The 16,907-nt window shown below is 71.2% G+C and carries 16 protein-coding genes and 1 tRNA gene; 5 read left to right on the forward strand and 12 right to left on the reverse strand.

From position 1 onward, the window contains the following. Positions 1 to 49: 49 nt before the first annotated feature. From NNW99_RS22385 to NNW99_RS22415, 7 genes are all read right to left on the reverse strand, one after another. Positions 50 to 553: a hypothetical protein gene (locus tag NNW99_RS22385; protein WP_215124406.1), complete on the reverse strand. Its 504-nt coding sequence runs from the start codon at positions 551 to 553 to the stop codon at positions 50 to 52. 41 nt (positions 554 to 594) lie between these two features. Further along, positions 595 to 1,197 (reverse strand): aminoacyl-tRNA hydrolase, encoded by a 603-nt coding sequence (pth, locus tag NNW99_RS22390; protein WP_215120926.1) that lies wholly within the window; start codon positions 1,195 to 1,197, stop codon positions 595 to 597. A gap of 69 nt (positions 1,198 to 1,266) precedes the next feature. After that, positions 1,267 to 1,863 (reverse strand): 50S ribosomal protein L25/general stress protein Ctc, encoded by a 597-nt coding sequence (locus NNW99_RS22395; protein WP_215120927.1) that lies wholly within the window; start codon positions 1,861 to 1,863, stop codon positions 1,267 to 1,269. Positions 1,864 to 2,049: 186 nt separating this feature from the next. Beyond that, positions 2,050 to 3,030, reverse strand: a complete 981-nt coding sequence (locus tag NNW99_RS22400) for a ribose-phosphate diphosphokinase (RefSeq protein ID WP_215120928.1) — start codon at positions 3,028 to 3,030, stop codon at positions 2,050 to 2,052. A 147-nt stretch (positions 3,031 to 3,177) separates the two neighbouring features. Continuing rightward, a complete protein-coding gene (glmU, locus tag NNW99_RS22405; protein ID WP_215120929.1) occupies positions 3,178 to 4,623 on the reverse strand; it encodes a bifunctional UDP-N-acetylglucosamine diphosphorylase/glucosamine-1-phosphate N-acetyltransferase GlmU in 1,446 nt (481 codons plus the stop codon). A gap of 131 nt (positions 4,624 to 4,754) precedes the next feature. Continuing rightward, positions 4,755 to 4,830: transfer RNA gene (locus NNW99_RS22410), tRNA-Gln, on the reverse strand. A gap of 14 nt (positions 4,831 to 4,844) precedes the next feature. Further along, on the reverse strand, positions 4,845 to 5,705 hold the full coding sequence (locus tag NNW99_RS22415; protein WP_215120930.1) for a hypothetical protein: 861 nt from the start codon (positions 5,703 to 5,705) through the stop codon (positions 4,845 to 4,847). 168 nt (positions 5,706 to 5,873) lie between these two features. On the opposite strand from NNW99_RS22415, the gene NNW99_RS22420 reads away from it, so the two are divergent. After that, on the forward strand, positions 5,874 to 7,172 hold the full coding sequence (locus NNW99_RS22420) for a sensor histidine kinase (protein ID WP_215120931.1): 1,299 nt from the start codon (positions 5,874 to 5,876) through the stop codon (positions 7,170 to 7,172). 24 nt (positions 7,173 to 7,196) lie between these two features. Here the strand turns inward: NNW99_RS22420 and NNW99_RS22425 are convergent, their stop codons facing one another. Continuing rightward, complete coding sequence (locus NNW99_RS22425) at positions 7,197 to 7,691, reverse strand: SUKH-3 domain-containing protein (RefSeq protein WP_215120932.1); 495 nt, start codon at positions 7,689 to 7,691, stop codon at positions 7,197 to 7,199. A 74-nt stretch (positions 7,692 to 7,765) separates the two neighbouring features. Further along, on the reverse strand, positions 7,766 to 8,386 hold the full coding sequence (locus NNW99_RS22430) for a YwqJ-related putative deaminase (protein WP_215120933.1): 621 nt from the start codon (positions 8,384 to 8,386) through the stop codon (positions 7,766 to 7,768). Positions 8,387 to 8,764: 378 nt separating this feature from the next. Here NNW99_RS22430 and NNW99_RS22435 point away from each other — a divergent pair, with 378 nt between their 5' ends. The 4 genes from NNW99_RS22435 to NNW99_RS22450 all read left to right on the forward strand — a co-directional run bounded on the left by NNW99_RS22435 (position 8,765) and on the right by NNW99_RS22450 (position 14,102). Further along, entirely contained in the window at positions 8,765 to 9,769 is a 1,005-nt protein-coding gene (locus NNW99_RS22435) for an SMI1/KNR4 family protein (protein ID WP_215120934.1), read from the forward strand. A gap of 8 nt (positions 9,770 to 9,777) precedes the next feature. Beyond that, positions 9,778 to 12,426 carry an SUKH-4 family immunity protein gene (locus NNW99_RS22440; protein WP_215120935.1) on the forward strand — a complete coding sequence of 883 codons (2,649 nt, stop codon included), beginning with the start codon at positions 9,778 to 9,780 and terminating at the stop codon, positions 12,424 to 12,426. Between the two features lie 167 nt (positions 12,427 to 12,593). Next, the gene (locus NNW99_RS22445) at positions 12,594 to 13,055 is read left to right on the forward strand and encodes a carboxymuconolactone decarboxylase family protein (RefSeq protein WP_215120936.1); all 462 of its coding nucleotides are present in this window, start codon (positions 12,594 to 12,596) and stop codon (positions 13,053 to 13,055) included. 144 nt (positions 13,056 to 13,199) lie between these two features. Continuing rightward, a complete protein-coding gene (locus NNW99_RS22450) occupies positions 13,200 to 14,102 on the forward strand; it encodes a cellulose-binding protein (protein ID WP_215120937.1) in 903 nt (300 codons plus the stop codon). A gap of 91 nt (positions 14,103 to 14,193) precedes the next feature. On the opposite strand, the gene NNW99_RS22455 is transcribed toward NNW99_RS22450, so the two are convergent. The 3 genes from NNW99_RS22455 to NNW99_RS22465 all read right to left on the reverse strand — a co-directional run bounded on the left by NNW99_RS22455 (position 14,194) and on the right by NNW99_RS22465 (position 16,892). Next, complete coding sequence (locus NNW99_RS22455) at positions 14,194 to 15,774, reverse strand: cation acetate symporter (protein WP_370869207.1); 1,581 nt, start codon at positions 15,772 to 15,774, stop codon at positions 14,194 to 14,196. A 29-nt stretch (positions 15,775 to 15,803) separates the two neighbouring features. Continuing rightward, positions 15,804 to 16,238, reverse strand: a complete 435-nt coding sequence (locus tag NNW99_RS22460) for a DUF485 domain-containing protein (RefSeq protein ID WP_215120939.1) — start codon at positions 16,236 to 16,238, stop codon at positions 15,804 to 15,806. 153 nt (positions 16,239 to 16,391) lie between these two features. Further along, positions 16,392 to 16,892, reverse strand: a complete 501-nt coding sequence (locus tag NNW99_RS22465) for a GNAT family N-acetyltransferase (protein WP_215120940.1) — start codon at positions 16,890 to 16,892, stop codon at positions 16,392 to 16,394. Between the last annotated feature and the right edge of the window lie 15 nt (positions 16,893 to 16,907).

The raw sequence follows: 16,907 nt of genomic DNA on the forward strand, positions 1-16,907 counted from the left end.
GTTCGTATCCGTACGAACCCGGGGGCACCTCTCGTATGCCCGACAGACCTCACACGGCGAAGAACGCCGCCGTCAGCAACCCGAACCCCGACAACGCCAGCACCCACGCCACCCGCGTCCGCAACAACCCGCCCGCCACCACGACCGACGCCAGCAACAGCGCACCGCCCAGCGGAATCCACGCGTACAGAATCCCCGCCGGGCCCGAACGGACCGCGTGATCACCGCCGGGCTTCAGGACCACCGTGTAGGTCCGGCCCCGCTCCACGGCGACCGACTTCTCCAGCTCCACCTTCGGCCGCGGCTGCGCACCCTCCGACAGCGGCGTGAACGAACCCGTGCACAAGTCCGGCCCGCACCGCGTCACATCGACCGTCCCGCGCTCCCGGCCCTTCGTCAGCATCACATGCTGCGCCGTACCCCACGACGCCCACACACCCGCGATCAGGATCAGCGCGGCGACCGTACCCATCGCCGCGAACCGACCGAACCGCAGCACGGCACGAGAGCTCCGGCGAGGGGCGGTGGCAGTGGGGGGCATGGCCGGGATCATTGGCCATACCCGCACGGCCGGTCAACTCCCGGGGTGACAAGTCAGGAGTTGTACGTACCTTGCGCCCGCTCCAGCCCCTCGATCACCAGACACTCCACCGCGTCCGCCGCCCGGTCCACGAAGTAGTCCAGCTCCTTGCGCTCCGCGGAGGAGAAGTCCTTCAGCACGAAGTCCGCCACCGGCATCCGCCCCGGCGGCCGCCCGATCCCGAACCGCACCCGGTGATAATCCGCCGAGAACGCCTTCGTCATCGACTTCAACCCGTTGTGGCCGTTGTCCCCGCCGCCCAGCTTCAGCCGCAACGTCCCGTAATCGATGTCCAACTCATCATGAATCGCCACCACATGCGCCACCGGCACCTTGTAGAAGTCCCGCAGCGCGTTCACCGGCCCGCCCGACAGATTCATGTACGACATCGGCTTCGCCAGGATCACCCGACGGTTCAACGGCCCAGGAGGCCCGATCCGCCCCTCGATCACCTGCGCCTGCGCCTTCCCCGCCCGCTTGAACCTCCCCCCGACACGATCCGCCAGCAGATCGGCCACCATGAAACCCACGTTGTGCCGGTTGCCCGCATACTCCGGCCCCGGATTGCCCAGCCCCACGATCAGCCAGGGAGCAGCGGCATCGGTCGTCACGTCCATGTCTCCTTCATACGCGTCGGCCGCTGCTCCGCACGGGAACAGCGGCCGACGAAACGACGACGAAGAGGATCAGGCCTCAGCGGCCTCTTCGCCCTCGGCCTCTTCACCCTCCGGGGCCTCCTCGGCCTGCGCGGCCAGGACCTGAAGGACGACGGTGTCCTCCTCGACGGCCAGCGTCGTGCCCTTCGGCAGCGTGATGTCCTTGGCGAGGATCGAGTCGCCGGCGGACAGACCCTCGATGGAGACGGTCACGGACTCGGGGATGTGCGTCGCCTCGGCCTGGACCGGCAGCGCGTTCAGCACGTGCTCGAGCAGGAAGCCACCCGGGGCCAGCTCACCCTCGGTCTGGACGTAGATGTCGACGTTGACCTGCTCGCCACGCTTCACCAGCAGCAGGTCGACGTGCTCCAGGAAGCCCTTCAGCGGATCACGCTGCACGGCCTTCGGAATCGCCAGCTCCTTGGTCTTGCCGTCGATGTCCAGCGCGATCAGGACGTTCGGCGTACGCAGCGCCATCAGCAGGTCGTGGCCCGGCAGGGTCACGTGCAGCGGGTCCGAACCGTGCCCGTACAGGACACCCGGAACCTTGTCTTCACGACGGATACGGCGCGCGGCACCCTTGCCGAACTCGGTGCGCGTCGCGGCGGAGATCTTCACCTCGGACATAATCACTCCTCGAAGTCAGAAACGGACGTGGTCACCCGGCCACGAACGGCCTGCTACGAAGAGCGCGTCGATAACGGACCACCGATCCCACAACGGGAAACGGCCTCCCTCGCCGAGCAACTGCAGCAGTCTACTCGGCCAGGGAGGCCGCACCCAAAACGATCTACAGGAGCTCCGGGAGAGCCCTCACTGCTCGTCGAACAGGCTCGTCACCGAACCGTCCTCGAACACCTCACGCACCGCGCTCGCGATCGTCGGCGCGATCGACAGCACCGAGATCTTGTCCAGGTCCCCGCTCAGCTCACCCGGCGTCGGCAGGGTGTTCGTGAACACGAACTCGCTCACCCGCGAGTTCTTCAGCCGGTCAGCGGCCGGACCCGACAGCACACCGTGCGTCGCCGTCACGATCACATCCTCCGCACCGTGCGCGAACAGCGCGTCGGCAGCGGCACAGATCGTCCCACCGGTGTCGATCATGTCGTCCACCAGGACACACACGCGACCCTTCACCTCACCCACGACCTCGTGGACGGTGACCTGGTTCGCGACGTCCTTGTCCCGACGCTTGTGCACGATCGCCAGCGGCGCGCCCAGCCGGTCGCACCAGCGGTCCGCGACCCGCACCCGGCCCGCGTCCGGCGAGACGACCGTCAGCTTCTCCCGGTCCACCTTCCGGCCCACGTAGTCCGCCAGCAGCGGCAGCGCGAACAGGTGGTCCACCGGACCGTCGAAGAAGCCCTGGATCTGGTCCGTGTGCAGATCGACGGTGAGAATGCGGTCCGCGCCCGCCGTCTTCATCATGTCCGCGATCAGACGCGCCGAGATCGGTTCACGTCCACGGTGCTTCTTGTCCTGCCGCGCGTAACCGTAGAACGGCACGATGACCGTGATGGACCGGGCCGACGCGCGCTTCAGCGCGTCGATCATGATCAACTGCTCCATGATCCACTTGTTGATCGGAGCCGTGTGGCTCTGGATCAGGAAGCAGTCGGCGCCACGCGCCGACTCCTGGTAACGCACGTAGATCTCACCGTTGGCGAAATCGAAGGCCTTCGTCGGGACGACCCCGACACCCAGCTGGTGGGCGACCTCCTCGGCAAGCTCGGGGTGGGCGCGGCCGGAGAAGAACATCAACTTCTTCTCGCCGGTCGTCTTGATCCCGGTCACAGCACTGTCTCCTCAGAGGTGTCGCAGCTGGGGTTTCGATCTCGGGTCGAGAGACCTCGTCGCCGGCTCGCGAGAGGACGTCTCAACTGGTGGGGGTGCGGGTGTGCACTTATCACCGTACGCCGTGTTTGACGCACCGGTTTCCGGTCAGCCCTCGTCGGACGACTCCCGGGAAGCCGCCTCCGCCGCCTTCGCGGCCGCGCTCCCCGGACGCTTCCGAGCCACCCAACCCTCGATATTCCGCTGCTGACCACGGGCCACGGCCAGCGAACCGGGCGGCACATCCTTCGTGATCACCGACCCGGCGGCGGTGTACGCACCGTCCCCCACCGTGACAGGCGCCACAAACATGTTGTCCGAGCCCGTACGGCAGTGAGAGCCGATGTTGGTGTGGTGCTTCTCCTGCCCGTCGTAGTTCACGAAGACGCTCGCGGCGCCGATGTTCGACTGCTCACCGATCGTCGCGTCACCCACGTAGGAGAGGTGAGGCACCTTCGTCCCCTCCCCGATCGTGGCGTTCTTCGTCTCGACGTACGTCCCGATCTTGCCCTTGGCACCCAGCCGGGTCCCGGGACGCAGGTAGGCATACGGCCCCACCGACGCGGCCGGGCCCACCTCGGCGCTCACGGCCACGGTGTTGTCGACGCGGGCACCCGCGCCGACCCGGGTGTCGGTCAGCCGGGTGTTGGGCCCTACCTCCGCGCCCTCGCCGAGGTGGGTCGCGCCGTGCAGCTGCGTGCCCGGGTGGACGACGGCGTCCTGCTCGAAGGTGACGGTGACGTCGATCCAGGTCGTCGCCGGGTCGATCACCGTGACGCCCGCGAGCATGGCCTCGGTCAGCAGCCGGTCGTTGAGGATGCGGCGGGCCTCGGAGAGCTGCACGCGGTTGTTGATGCCGGCGATCTCCCGGTGGTCACCGGCCACGGAGGCCCCGACCCGGTGCCCGGCCTCGCGCAGGATCCCGAGCACGTCGGTCAGGTACTCCTCGCCCTGGCTGTTGTCCGTCCGCACCTTCTTCAGCGCGTCGGCGAGCAGCTGGCCGTCGAACGCGAACACACCCGAGTTGATCTCACGGATCGACCGCTGCGCGTCGGTGGCGTCCTTGTGCTCCACGATCGCGGTCACGGCGCCGGTGTCGTCGCGGACGATGCGGCCGTAGCCGGTCGCGTCCGGGACCTCGGCGGTCAGCACGGTCACCGCGTTGCCGTCGGCGGAGTGGGTGGCGGCGAGGGCGTCGAGGGTGGCGCCGGTGAGCAGGGGGGTGTCCCCGCACACGACGACAACCGTCCCGTCGACGGATCCGCCGAGCGCTTCGAGTCCCATCCGTACGGCGTGCCCGGTGCCGTTCTGCTCCGCCTGCACCGCGGTGCGGACGGCGGGGGCGATCTCGCCCAGGTGGGCGGTGACCTTCTCACGGGCGTGGCCGACCACGACGACCAGGTTCTCGGGGTGCAGCTCGCCCGCGGCGGCGAGCACATGCCCGACGAGACTGCGACCGCAGAGCTCGTGCAGGACCTTGGGTGTGGCCGACTTCATACGGGTGCCCTCACCCGCTGCGAGAACGACGACGGCTGCCGGGCGGTTGGCGCTCACGGGATGCCCTTCGGCTGTGGATGGGGTGGGGTTTCATCCGCAGGATACCGGGGGGTTTTGTGGGGGGCGTGGGTGTGGGGCCTGACAAGGGACACATCGGTCAGGACCCGAACTCCGGCCTTGAATGCCGCTGGCTCCCCCGCAAGGATTCGAACCTTGTCCTGCTGGTACCAAAAACCAGTGTGCTGCCAGTTACACCACGGGGGACAGCGCCTCAGACCTTACCGGAGACGTGCTTCGGCATGGGCAACGATGCCGCTCCACCAGCCTTCGATGCGGTTGTACAGCTCGGCACTTCGGGTCACCGTGACGACGAGGCAGCCGTGGTAGTCGTCGCCGGTGTTCTTGCGGACGGTTTTCGGGTTGTGCTTCTTCAGCGTCGGCTTGGCAAAGGCCGAGGGGTCGATGTCGGCCAGCTCCGCCCAGAATCGGTGAGCCGCGTCCACGTCCGCCGATTCGTGGATGAGTACCCGGAAGCGCAGGCGTTCCCGACTCACGTCGAGCAGGTCGAGCCAGGCGAGGTAGACCTGGATCACGCCCGGGTCGCTGTTGACGAAGATGGCTCGCTCGCGCCGGTCGTACGGCTTGCTCTTGGAGCCCTCGGCCCAGTACAGCGCGACTCCCGTCAGGAACAGCTCCCTGTCAGTGGGGTCGCCGACTTCCTGCGCTGCGCTCTCTCTGATGCTCCGGCGTTCTTCCTCCTGTGTGGCGCGGAGGCGCGTGAGGCCTGCCTGCATGAGCGCCCGTTGTTCCTCCGGCGTGTAGCGCGGCTCCGGCTTCGGCAGATCCCGCACCCAGAGCGACACCGAGCTACGCGAGCATCCCAGCTCCGCCTCGATCCGGTCGTACGTCCAGCCCTGGAATCGGAGTTCCCTGGCCCGTTCGCGGAGGTCGTCCTTCGCGTTCGGGCGCTTCGTCCATGCCGGGGGCGGTTCGCCCTTCACGAGTTGGTTGAGGATGTCGTTGTTGAAGATCTTCAGTTCGTCGCGGATCTGGCGCAGGCTGCAGCCCGCGCGTCGCAACGCCACCGCCCTCTCCCGCAACCCCTCGAAGTCGGCGTATTTGCCGGGTGCATGTGTCATACGCATACCGTCCGGGCGGAATGGGAGACTCCGGGGTCGAACGGTGTGCGATTCAGCAGTTCGAGGGATATCGGGTGGTATTGCGTCTGAACGGTCACGGAGTGTGGTGTAGGCCAGTCCGGGAAACTCACCGGAAAACCGGCGGTGGGCGCCTTTAGGCTGGAGGGCATGACCGCGACGGGGGAAGACCATGTGACGGCCCGGGGAGGGCCGTGGTGGTGGGCCAGGCGGCGTAGCGCCGTGTTCGATGTGAGTCTGGCCGTGGCGTCCGCGCTGGAGTGCGGGTTCGAGGGCATTCCGTTCGCCAGGGATGCGGGGATCCCGGTGCCGGCGGGGGTGGTGTTCGGGCTGTTGGCCGGGTCCGTGCTGCTGGTGCGGCGGCGGTGGCCGATCGCCGTCGTGCTCGTTTCCATTGCCATCACGCCCGCCGAGATGGGCTTTCTGATGGGCATCGTCGGCCTGTACACGCTGGCCGCGTGCGAGCTGCCGCGGCGGATCCTCGCCTCGCTGGCGGGGATGTCGCTGCTGGGGACGCTCATCGTGACGTTCGTGAAGACGCGGCAGGACATGTCGCGGGGGGACCTGGACATCGGGGACTGGTTCGTGCCCTTCGCCGCGATCACGATGTCGGTGGGGTTCACGGCGCCTCCCGTGCTGCTCGGGCTGTATGTGGGTGCCCGGCGGCGGCTGATGGAGAGCCTGCGGGAGCGTGCGGACGATCTGGAGCGGGAGTTGCAGTTGCTCGCGGAGCGGGCGGAGGAGCGGGCCGAGTGGGCCCGCAACGAGGAGCGGACCCGGATCGCGCGGGAGATGCACGACGTGGTCGCGCACCGGGTGAGTCTGATGGTCGTGCACGCCGCCGCGTTGCAGGCGGTGGCGCGGAAGGATCCCGAGAAGGCCGTGAAGAACGCCGCGCTGGTGGGGGACATGGGGCGGCAGGCGTTGACCGAGTTGCGGGAGATGCTCGGGGTGCTGCGCAGTGGTGGGGACGAGCGGCGTGAGCGGGCGGCGTCGGTGCCGTTGGCGGCGGTGGGTGCGGCCGCGGCGGCGGCTGCTTCGCGGGCCGCCGATGACGAGGGGCCGTGTCTGGCGGAGATCGAGGAGCTGGTCGGGCAGTCGGCTGCCGCGGGGATGGTGGTGGATCTGTCCGTGGAGGGGGACGAGCGGCCGTATGCGCCGGAGGTGGAGCAGACGGCGTATCGGGTGGTGCAGGAGGCGTTGACGAACGTCCACAAGCACGCGGCCGGGGCGAAGACGTATGTGCGGCTGGCGCATCGGGTGTCGGAGATCGCGATGCAGGTGGAGAACGAGCCGCCGGAGGCGGCGGCGTCGTCGGCGCGGTTGCCGTCCGGGGGGAACGGGCTGGTGGGGATGAAGGAGCGGGTGTCGGCGCTGGGCGGGGTGTTCGTGTCGGGGCCGACGGACGCGGGGGGTTTCCGGGTGTCGGCGGTGATTCCGGCGTCGTAGGGCCCGTCGTTGCGGGGGTGGGCGTCAGCTCGCTGTGAGGCGTACGGGTTCCGTGCCGGCGACGAGGGTGGAGAGGGCCTGGTCGATGTCCTGGCCGAGGTACCAGTCGCCGGTGTGGTCGAGGGTGTAGACGCGGCCGTCGGTGTCGATGGCGACGAGGGAGCGGCTGTCGGTCTCGGCGCCGAGGGGGCAGACCTCGGTGCCGAGGGCGCGGCCGAGGTCGCCGAGGGTGCGGGCCATGTGGAGGCCGTGCAGGGGGTCGAGGTGCAGGGTGGCGGGGGCGACCTGGCGGCCGGGGCCGGTGGGGGCGATGTGGAGTCCGCCGAATTCGGCCCAGGCCTCGACTGCGGCGGGGAAGACGGTGTGCCGGTGGCCGGCGGGTGAGACGTGGTCGCGCAGGGCGTCGGCCCAGTATTCGGCCTGCTTGATGTCCCAGCGGCCGGGTTGCCAGCCGGCGGCGCGCAGGGCCGCGTCGACGGGTACGGCGAAGCGGGTGGAGGAGGTGCGGTCGGTGTGCATCTGCGCTTCGTCTCGTCGGGGCCGTGGGCGTGGCGGGCGTGAGGATGGTGGGCGTGGGGGTGTCGGGGTGGGTGTCAGTCGTTCTGGGACGCCGGGTCGACTATGCGGACCCCGAAGTGGGCGCTGAGGGCGGTGCAGGCGCGGCAGGGGGTGGCGAAGGTGCCGTGGAGGGGGTCGCCGTCCTCGCGGATGTGCCGGGCGGTGAGTTTGGCCTGCTTGAGGGCTTTGCGGGCCTCGCCGTTGGTCATGGGTTTTCGTGCGGCGCGTTTGCTGCGGGCGGTGTCGGCGGCCGCGATGTGCCGGGAGATGAGGATGGTTTCGGCGCAGCGGCCGGTGAAGCGGTCGCGCTGGGCGCTGGTGAGGGTGTCCAGGAAGTCCTGGACGAGGGGGTGCAGGGCGGGGGGTGTGTCGCCGCGGGCGGCGGTGCCGGTGAGGGTGGCGCCGCGGACGGAGAGGGCGGCGGCGACGGTGGGGAGGATGCCGTCGCGGCGGTGGTGGAGGGCGGGGGCGTGGGCCGCTTCGGTGGTGCTCCAGCCGATGCGGGGGTCGCCGCCGCGGGGGTCGACGGCTCTCGGGTCGCCGGCCCGGGGGTCGGTGCCGCGTGGGTCGCCGTGGAGCGGGTCGCCGTGCCGGGGGTCGCCGTTTCGTGGGTCGGCGGACCTGCCGGTGTGTGGTCCCGTCTGCGTCGCGTTCATGATCGTCTACCCCTCCGTGCATCCCCCCGGGGGTCACAGACTGCCAAATGCCGTGGCTGGTGCGGAAGCTGGGGCGCGGCGACACGCCCGTTCCGGGGTGTGCCGTCACGGTGGGGTGACGGCTGGTCACGGAAGCGGAGCGGGCGCCGGCCGGTGCCGGTGACCGGTGTCGTCGTACCGCATAGGCTGTCGGCACCGCAGGCGATGCGGTGATCCGTTCGGAGATCGATGCAGTGAACCGGAGGGTGATCCGCGGGGTCGGCGCGTGCAGGGAAGTGCAGAGAAGTCGAGACAGACAGACGTGACAGTCGATACGGGTCGTAGTGCGCCAAGAGTGGTCAATACGGTTCGTACAGAGTGCCGCAGGGGGCAACCGCCATGACGACAGGTCGGCTCGGGCAGCAAGCCGCGCCGCCGAACGCGGCCTACGCCGGGCAGGTCGTGCATTTCCCGGACCCGGTCCGGGCGGCCCGTCACCCGAGAGGGGTACGGGTCGACGAGCGTGGCTACCCCGACTTCTCGCCCTACGCGCGCGCGGTCGCGGAGATCGCGGAGCCGCCGGAGGGGTTCGGCGTCGACGAGTTGCGGCTGACGGACTATGTGTCGGCGAACAGCGCGCTGTCGGCGTCCGGGCACGAGCTGTGGGACACGGTGCCGGCGGTGGCGACGCCGCACGGCTGGACCTGGCATCACGCGGTCGCCTCGCGGCGGCTTGAGCTGGTCCCGGTCGAGGTGAAGGCGCTGCTGCGGCATCACGGCGGTGTGGCCACGTCGGGCGTCGACCATGCCAAGCGGGGCACGCGGCCGCTGCAGGAGACGCGTCCGGCGCACTTCGGGCTGCCGAAGTCGGGTGTGGCCGTGACGGAGTCGCAGGTGCAGGGCGTCGAGGAGGACCTCGGCTACCGGCTGCCGGGGGCGTACCGGTCGTTCCTGAAGGCGGCGGGCGGTTGCGCGCCGGTGGGTGCCGCGCTCGACGCGGAGCTGGGGCTGCTGGTCGATCAGCCGTTCTTCACGGTGCGGGACGAGGCCGCGGTCAATGACCTGGTGTACGTCAACAAGTGCCTGCGGGACCATCTGACCAAGGACTACCTGGGCGTCTCCTTCGTCCAGGGCGGGCTGCTCGCCGTGAAGGTGAAGGGCGAGCGGATCGGCTCCGTGTGGTTCTGCGCGTACGACGACGCGCGGGACGTGGATCCCTCGACGCCGCCGGCGGAGCGGGTGGAGCGGCTGCTGCTGCCGTGCGGGGACGACTTCGACGTCTTCCTGTCGCGGCTGGCGGGCAATCCGCCGGAGTTGGAGACGGTGGCGAACCTGATGGTGGACGGCGGGTTCGCGCGTGTGGTGCCGGTGGGTGCGGTGTCGTCCTCGGCTGTGGGGGAGTGACTTCGGCGATGGTGACCTTCGCTCGGGCGCAGGAGCGCGCGGAAGAGTGGATCAACGGCGACCTGCCGTCGTACCAGCATCGTGAGGTGCGGGTGCGGGAGTTCGACCTCGGGTTCGTGGTGTGGGCCGAGGACCGTGCGGACGGGCCCCGTTCGGACGGGGGTGCGCAGCGGCTGGTGATCGCGCGGGACAGCGGTGAGGCGACGCTGTGGCCCGGGCTGCCGGTGGGTGAGGTGATCCGCCGGTACGAGGAGGAGTACGGCCGTCCGGACGCGGTGGACGAGCCGGCGCCGGCGCCGCCCGCGCGGGTGGATCTGAACCAGACGTCCTTCCTGCTGACTCCGCCGGAGTGGTTGCAGGACGCGGCGGACAAGCTGGGGATTCCGGATCGGCGGGGGGCTGCCGCTCCTTCTGGTTCCACAGCTGATTCCGCTTCCGGGAGCGGTGCGTCGTGGCCGGCCGCCGGGGGGAGCGACTCGGACGGCTCCGGTGCTCCCGGTGCTCCGGCCGGCCCGGTGGCTCCGGCCGCGCCCGCGGGGGCGACGCCCTGGGCCGGTACGGACACCAACGGCGATGGCGGTGACGACCGTTCCGTACCGCTGCCCGCGACGGTCTTCGCGCCGCCGCTGAGCGAGGCCGACGACGACACGCCGCCGCCCGCGACGGCGTCCGACGCCAAGACGGCGCTGATCGCGGGCGGGAGCCAGCTTCCGCGGACCGCGGTCACGCCGGCGGTGGACGGGCCTGGGCCCGGGGTGGACGCGCAGGGCGCCGCTCCCGGTGTGCCGGGTACGCCGCCGCAGGGTGTGCCGGGTACGCCGCCCGCCGGTGTGCCGCAGGGCAGTACGCCGCCGCCCGCTCCGAGTGGGCAGCCGTACGGCTATCCGCAGCCGCCGGCCGGGCCGGGTGTGCCCGAGCGGCCGCTCGCGCCGAACGCTGGGGACATCGCCGACGCCGCGACCAGCAAGGCGACTCCGCCGCCCGGTCGTGGCCGGGGTACGGGTCCGACCACGCCGCCTCCGCCGGGCGCGCCGGGTACGCCGGGTGCGCGGCCGGGGGATACGCCTCCGCCTCCGCCGTCGGGGCCCGGTGCGCCGGGGACTCCGGCGGGTGGGTATGTGCCGACGCAGATGGTGTCGGCGCTCGGTCCTGAGGGGCCTGGCGGTCCCGTTCCGCAGGGCCCGGGTGCGCCGCCGCCTCCGCAGCAGCCGCCTGGTGCGCCGAGTGCGCCTGGTGCGCCGCAGCCTCCTGGTGCCCCTGGTGGTACGCCCCCGGGTGGGGTCCACCATGCCGCCACGATGTTCGCCGATCCCGGTCGGCCGGGCCCGGGCGTGCCTCAGCCTCCTGGGCCGCCTGGTGCGCCGGGTGTGCCGCAGCCGCCTCAGCCCCCGGGGCCGCCCGGTGCTCCCGGTGCGCCGGGTGCCCCCCAGCCCCCGGGCGCTCCGAACGCGCCCGGCGCCGGACCCGTGCACCACGCCGAGACGATGCTGGCCGCGCCGCCCCCGGCGGGTGGCCCGGGTGTGCCTCCGCCGCCGCAGGCTCCCGGCGCACCCCCCGGCGCGCCGCCGATGCCGCCCGGCGCGATGCCGCCTGGTGCGGTGCCGCCCGGTGCGGTGCCGCCGCCCGGTCAGCCCGTCCCCGGGCCGCCGCAGGCGTACGGCTATCCGCAGCCGCCCGCCGGGCAGCCGACGGTCGGTCCCGGCTACCAGGCCGTGCTGCGCTACCGCGCGCAGGACGGTTCCGAGCAGCAGCTGATCCGGCGTTCGGCGCCGGGTACGCCGCACCCGGAGTGGCAGATCTTCCACGAGCTGCGGGCCATGAACGTGCCGCCGGACCAGGTGCTGGAGCTGCACACCGAGCTGGAGTCGTGCGAGCTGCCGGGTGCGTACTGCGCGCGGATGATCCGGGAGCAGTGGCCGCAGGCGCGGATCACGAGCATCGCGCCGTACGGTACGGACCACGCGAGCCGGCAGCAGGGCATGCAGCAGCTGCTGGCCCATCAGGGCGAGTTGCACCAGGTGGCGGACGGTCCGGCGCGTCCGGCGCCGGTGCGTGCTCCGCTGCCGCCGGTGCAGGCGGCGCCGCCGGTTCCGCCGGAGGCCATCGCGCAGGAGCTGGCGGCCGCGTTCGGGCCGGGTGTGTTCCGGTTCGAGCAGGCGGCGGTGTCCCGTCAGGGGGTGCCGCCGGTCGTGGCGCACACGCTGGTGGCGGCCGGTCTGCCGATGGACATGGGCCCGTTCTTCTGGGCGCAGGCGCAGCCGGGCCGGCCCGTTCCGACGCTGGCGGAGCTGGCGGCCGAGCGCGGTGTGCAGCCGGCCTCGGACGCGGGTTCCTATCTGGTGATGGGCAGCGACTTCGGCAAGGCGATCTGCGTGCAGTACGGCACGGCCAACATCGTCGCCGTGCCGGTGGAGGCGGGGCCGGGCGGGGCGCCCGTACCGCCGCAGTTCGTGAACACCGGGCTGCCGGAGTTCGCGCGCTGCCTCGCGCTGCTCGGGCGGATGTGGCGGCTGCGGTTCGGGCTGAACCAGGAGCAGGCGGGCCGCTGGACCGTCGACTTCCAGGCGCAGCTCGCCGCGCTCGACCCGGCGGCGCTGGGGTCGCCGGAGAGCTGGTGGTCGGTGCTGCTGGAGCAGATGTGGGACGGACTGCTGTGACACCTCCTCGCCGCTGACCAGCGGTGAGACAAGCCGGGCCCGGTCGTGAGACCGGGCCCGGCTTTCTCGTGCCGCGTTCGTGCCGGGCCGGCTGTCACATCTCCTCGTGCCGCTTCGTCAGAGCAGTGACAGCAGCGCACGCACCGCCGACCCAGGAGGCAGAGATCATGCAGGCACGGATGACGAACCCGGCGTATGTCCTTCCCGGCGCGATGAAGGGCATCGGCACCCTGTTCCAGGCGATCGGGGAGGGCGGTCTGGGGCAGGAGCTGGCGGAGATCGTCGGGCTGCGCGCCAGTCAGATCAACGGCTGTGGCGCCTGTGTGCACGGGCACACCGTCAACCTCCGCAAGGCCGGGGTGAGCGAGGAGCGGATCAGTGCCGTCGCGGCCTGGCGTCACGCCCCGTTGTTCTCGGACGCCGAGCGGGCGGCGCTGAAGCTGACGGAGGCCATGACACGGCTCGCGGACCTCTCGGAGGAGTCGGTTCCCGACGCGCTGTGGGACGAGGTGGCCGATCACTTCGACGAGAAGGAGCTCTCCGGGCTGATCCTCACCGTCTCGCTCACGAACATGTTCAACCGCATCAACACGACCATCCAGGAGCCCGTCGGCACCACGTGGGGCTGACGGCCGTACGGTCCGGTCGTGGGCCCGTGACCTCTGTGCGGAGTGTCGCGTTATGAACCCTTCTGCCTGATCCACCAAGATGTGCGCGAAATCATCCCGTTTCTTGTGTGGCTTCGCGTCGGTGAGGTGGAGAGGGGTTCCAGGATGAGCAGCGCGTCGGTGTCGCCGCACGGCTTCGTGGCCGGGCGGGGGCGTGGCTACCGTCCCGAGCAGGTGGACAGGTACGCCGAGGCCGTCTCCCAGAATCGTGACGCGGCCTGGGAGCGGGCTGCCCGGCTGACGGTGCTCGCCCGGCAGATGGAGGCGGAGCTGGAGCTGCTGCGGGAGACCGTGGCGGGGCTGGCTCCGCAGGACTACGAGTCCCTCGGGGCGGGGGCGCGGCGGCTCTTCGCGCTCGGCCAGGAGGAGGCCGCGGCCGTCCGGGACAGGGCGCGGGAGGAGGCGCGTCGGCTCGTGGAGGAGGCGCGGGCCTCCGCGGCCGAGGTGGGCGAGTCCGCTCAGGCGGATGCCGACGCCGTACGGGCCGACGCCGATGAACGGGCCCGGCAGCGGCTGCTCGTGGCGGGTGCGGAGGCCGACGAGATCCGTGTCTCGGTCCGGTGCGGGGCGAAGGAGCAGCGGGGTGAGGCGCTGGCCGCGCTGCGGGAGATGCGGCAGCGTTCCTCCGGGATGCTCGCCGAGCGGGACAAGGAGCGTGCCGAGCGGTGGGCGGAGGTGGAGCGCGAGGAGGCCGCCCGGGCGGAGGAGCTGGACGCGCGGCACACCGAGGCGGTGGAGCGTGCCGAGCGGGCCCTGTCCGAGGCGGAGCAGGCCCTCGCCGACGCCGAGGAGTCGGCCCGAAGCCGGCAGGAGGAGGCGCAGGAGCGTGCCGCCGAGCTGGTCGCCCAGGCCCGGGAGCACGCGGACCGCGTCGAGGAGGAGACGGAGCGGCTGCTGCGCGCGCACGAGCAACAGGGAGAGGACGTACGGGCCCATATCGACCGCGTGCACGCCAGCCTGGCGGCGTGGGCGGGACCGGCGGGGCCGCCGGGGCCCGCGGGGGAGTGACACCGGCCTGCATGAGGCACGGTCGCGGGTGGGTGACGCCCCGGCCGCCGCTCGTTCGCGAGGCCGGGGCGTCGTACCCGTGCCGTTCCGGTCAGCGGCTCCTTCGTACCGCGCCGGCGAGGATCCAGCCCTCCACCGCCTCGTACTGGTGGCGTTGTTCCTCCGACTTCCTGCGGCCGGAGGCCACCGTGCCCAGCCAGCCGCAGGCGAAGCCCAGGGGTATGGAGAACAGGCCCGTCGTGGTGAACGGCAACCAGTTGAAGTCGGCGTCGGGGAAGGCCGACACGGGCGAGCCGGAGACCAGGTTGGTGCCCGGCATCAGCAGCAGGACGGCCAGCGAGCCGCCGATGAGGGTGCTGAGCAGGCCCGTCCGGGTGTAGCGGCGCCAGAAGAGGCTGTAGACCAGCGCGGGCGCGATGGCCGAGGCGCCCAGGCAGAACGACAGCGTCACCAGGGGCTGCAGGCTGCGGTGCTGGACGAGCGTGGCCAGCAGGATCGCCGGGATGCCCACGCCCAGCGCCGAGAGCCGGGCCAGTGTCATCTCGCGGCGCGGTGACATCTCCTGCACCCGGGCCGCGAACACGTCGTGCGCGAGGGAGTTGGCGCAGGCGAGGATCATGCCGGCGACGGACGCGAGCAGCGTGAGGAAGACGGCCGTGGTGACGGTCGTGAACAGGAACGTCTCCGCCGTCGACACCTCCGCGCCGAACGCCGCCTGCGAACCCAGTAGATACGCGGTGTTGCCCTGCGGGTCGACCTGCGCGATCGCCGCCCGGCCGACCAGCGCGGTCGCGCCGAAGCCGATGACCGTGATGACTAGCACGAACAGGGCCACGCCCGACACCGCCCAGGACATCGAACGCCGCACCTGCCGGGCGCTGGAGGCGGTGTACATGCGCATGGTGACGTGCGGCAGGACGCCGCCGCCGAGGACCACCGTCAGATGCGCGGTGATCATGTCCAGGCCGGGGCTGGGGCCGCCCGCGAACTGCAGGCCGGACGAGAGGAACGCCGAGCCGACGCCGCTGTTGGCGGCGGCCGCGCCGAACAGGGCTCCCGGGTCCCAGTCGAAGCGGTTCAGGATCAGCAGCGCGACCACCATGCCCGAACCGAGCAGCATCACGATCTTCAGGATCTGGATGAGGGCGGTGCCCTTCATGCCGCCGATCGCCGCGTAGCTGATCATCAGCGCGCCGACGCCGATGATGCAGCCCGTCTGCATCGACTCGCCGGAGAAGCCGAGGATGAACGCCATCAGCTGCCCGGTGCCCGCCAACTGCACCAGCATCAGCGGCAGCAGCGCCGCCAGCGTCACCGCGCAGGCCGCGATCCGCACACCGCGTCCCGGCATCCGGCGGGTCAGCGCGTCGCCCATGGTGAACCGGCCCGCGTTGCGCAGCGGTTCCGCCAGCAGGAACATCAGCAGCATCAGCGACAGGGCCGTGCTCAGGGCCAGTACGGTGCCGTCGTAGCCGAAGAGGGCGATCACGCCGCCGGTGCCGAGGACGGTCGCGGCGGAGATGTAGTCGCCGGCGATCGCCAGGCCGTTGCGCATGGGGGACAGGGAGCTGTACCCGGTGTAGAACTCGTCGAGGTCGTCCCGGTCCGGGCCCGTCATCACACACAGCAGCAGGGTGATGGTGGCCACCGAGGTGAAGCCCACCAGGGACATCGCCTGGGCGTTGCCGCTGAACTCGCTGATCACCGTGCACTCTCCCGCTTGGCGTCCAGTTCGGCCTGCTTGCGTATCCGGTCCGCGATCGGGTCGACGCGGCGCCGGGCCGTCTGCTCGTACAGGGCGATGGCCAGCCAGGTCACGGGGACCTGGATGAGCGCGAGGAGCAGGCCGGTGGGCAGGCCGTCGGTGACGGTGCTCGTCATGAACGACGGGGCGAACGCCGACAGGATCAGGAACAGGGTGAAGTAGCCGAGCGCCGTGAGCGTGGCCACGCGCCGCTGCCAGCGGTAGGCGCTGCGCAGGACCCGCAGGTCGCTGTGGTGCCCGAGCGCGGTGTGGCGTTGGGGGCGCCGCTCCGGCGGTTCGGGCTGCTGCTGCGGCTGCCAGGGGTAGGTGTCGTAGGAGGGCGAGGAATCGGGTGGGGGATAGGGGTAGGACGGCGGCGGGTCGAAAGACATCCCGGTGCTCCTTGCGAGGGTTGGATCCGGTGCGGCGGGCCGCAGGGAGGTGGGGGGCGGGCGGCCACGCACGTTACTTCGGAGTACCGGGGCAGCGCGAGGGTTTCGCCAAACTGATTGGTCGGTATGCGCTTGCCTTTTTGACCTTGGGTGTTACCCCCGTTGACGGAGTGGTCGGCGTAGGAAGCGGACTCCCGGGCGGCCGCCCACGATCGCCTCCTCCACCCGCGTGAAACCGTTGCGGGCCAGGACTCTCATGGAGGCCGGGTTGTCCAGGGTCGTGGCCGCGGTGAGGGACGTCAGGCCGTAGTCGGTGGCGGCCAGGTGGCACACCTGTGCGACGGCCGCCGTCGCCACGCCCCGGCCCGCCGCCTGTTCGCCGATGCGGTAGCCGAGTTCGGCGCTGCCGTCCGCCACGTCGATCAGGTTCACCCGGCCGATCAGGTTCCCCTCCTCCCCGAGGACGACATGGAAGCGGCACGCGCGCGCGTGCTGTTCCGCCAGGAGCGACCGGAGGCGTTCGGCGAAGCCCGCCGGTGTGAAGAAGACGTCCCCGCGGTCCGGGACCGTGCGGGCGAAGTACGCCCGGTTCTCCTGCTCGAAGGCCAGCAGGGCGTCCGCGTGATCGGCTCGGAGTGGTTCCAGGGTCGGCATGGGCGGGAGGATACG

It is taken from the genome of Streptomyces sp. CRCS-T-1, assembly GCF_024442335.1.
Taxonomy (GTDB): domain Bacteria; phylum Actinomycetota; class Actinomycetes; order Streptomycetales; family Streptomycetaceae; genus Streptomyces; species Streptomyces koelreuteriae.

Coding starts and splice junctions, on each gene's coding strand:
- NNW99_RS22385 (WP_215124406.1), bottom strand. CDS start 553: ATGATCCCGGCCATGCCCCCCACTGCCACCGCCCCTCGCCGGAGCTCT.
- pth (WP_215120926.1), bottom strand. CDS start 1,197: ATGGACGTGACGACCGATGCCGCTGCTCCCTGGCTGATCGTGGGGCTG.
- NNW99_RS22395 (WP_215120927.1), bottom strand. CDS start 1,863: ATGTCCGAGGTGAAGATCTCCGCCGCGACGCGCACCGAGTTCGGCAAG.
- NNW99_RS22415 (WP_215120930.1), bottom strand. CDS start 5,705: ATGACACATGCACCCGGCAAATACGCCGACTTCGAGGGGTTGCGGGAG.
- NNW99_RS22420 (WP_215120931.1), top strand. CDS start 5,874: ATGACCGCGACGGGGGAAGACCATGTGACGGCCCGGGGAGGGCCGTGG.
- NNW99_RS22425 (WP_215120932.1), bottom strand. CDS start 7,691: ATGCACACCGACCGCACCTCCTCCACCCGCTTCGCCGTACCCGTCGAC.
- NNW99_RS22430 (WP_215120933.1), bottom strand. CDS start 8,386: ATGAACGCGACGCAGACGGGACCACACACCGGCAGGTCCGCCGACCCA.
- NNW99_RS22435 (WP_215120934.1), top strand. CDS start 8,765: ATGACGACAGGTCGGCTCGGGCAGCAAGCCGCGCCGCCGAACGCGGCC.
- NNW99_RS22440 (WP_215120935.1), top strand. CDS start 9,778: ATGGTGACCTTCGCTCGGGCGCAGGAGCGCGCGGAAGAGTGGATCAAC.
- NNW99_RS22445 (WP_215120936.1), top strand. CDS start 12,594: ATGCAGGCACGGATGACGAACCCGGCGTATGTCCTTCCCGGCGCGATG.
- NNW99_RS22450 (WP_215120937.1), top strand. CDS start 13,200: ATGAGCAGCGCGTCGGTGTCGCCGCACGGCTTCGTGGCCGGGCGGGGG.
- NNW99_RS22455 (WP_370869207.1), bottom strand. CDS start 15,774: ATGTCCCTGGTGGGCTTCACCTCGGTGGCCACCATCACCCTGCTGCTG.
- NNW99_RS22460 (WP_215120939.1), bottom strand. CDS start 16,238: ATGTCTTTCGACCCGCCGCCGTCCTACCCCTATCCCCCACCCGATTCC.
- NNW99_RS22465 (WP_215120940.1), bottom strand. CDS start 16,892: ATGCCGACCCTGGAACCACTCCGAGCCGATCACGCGGACGCCCTGCTG.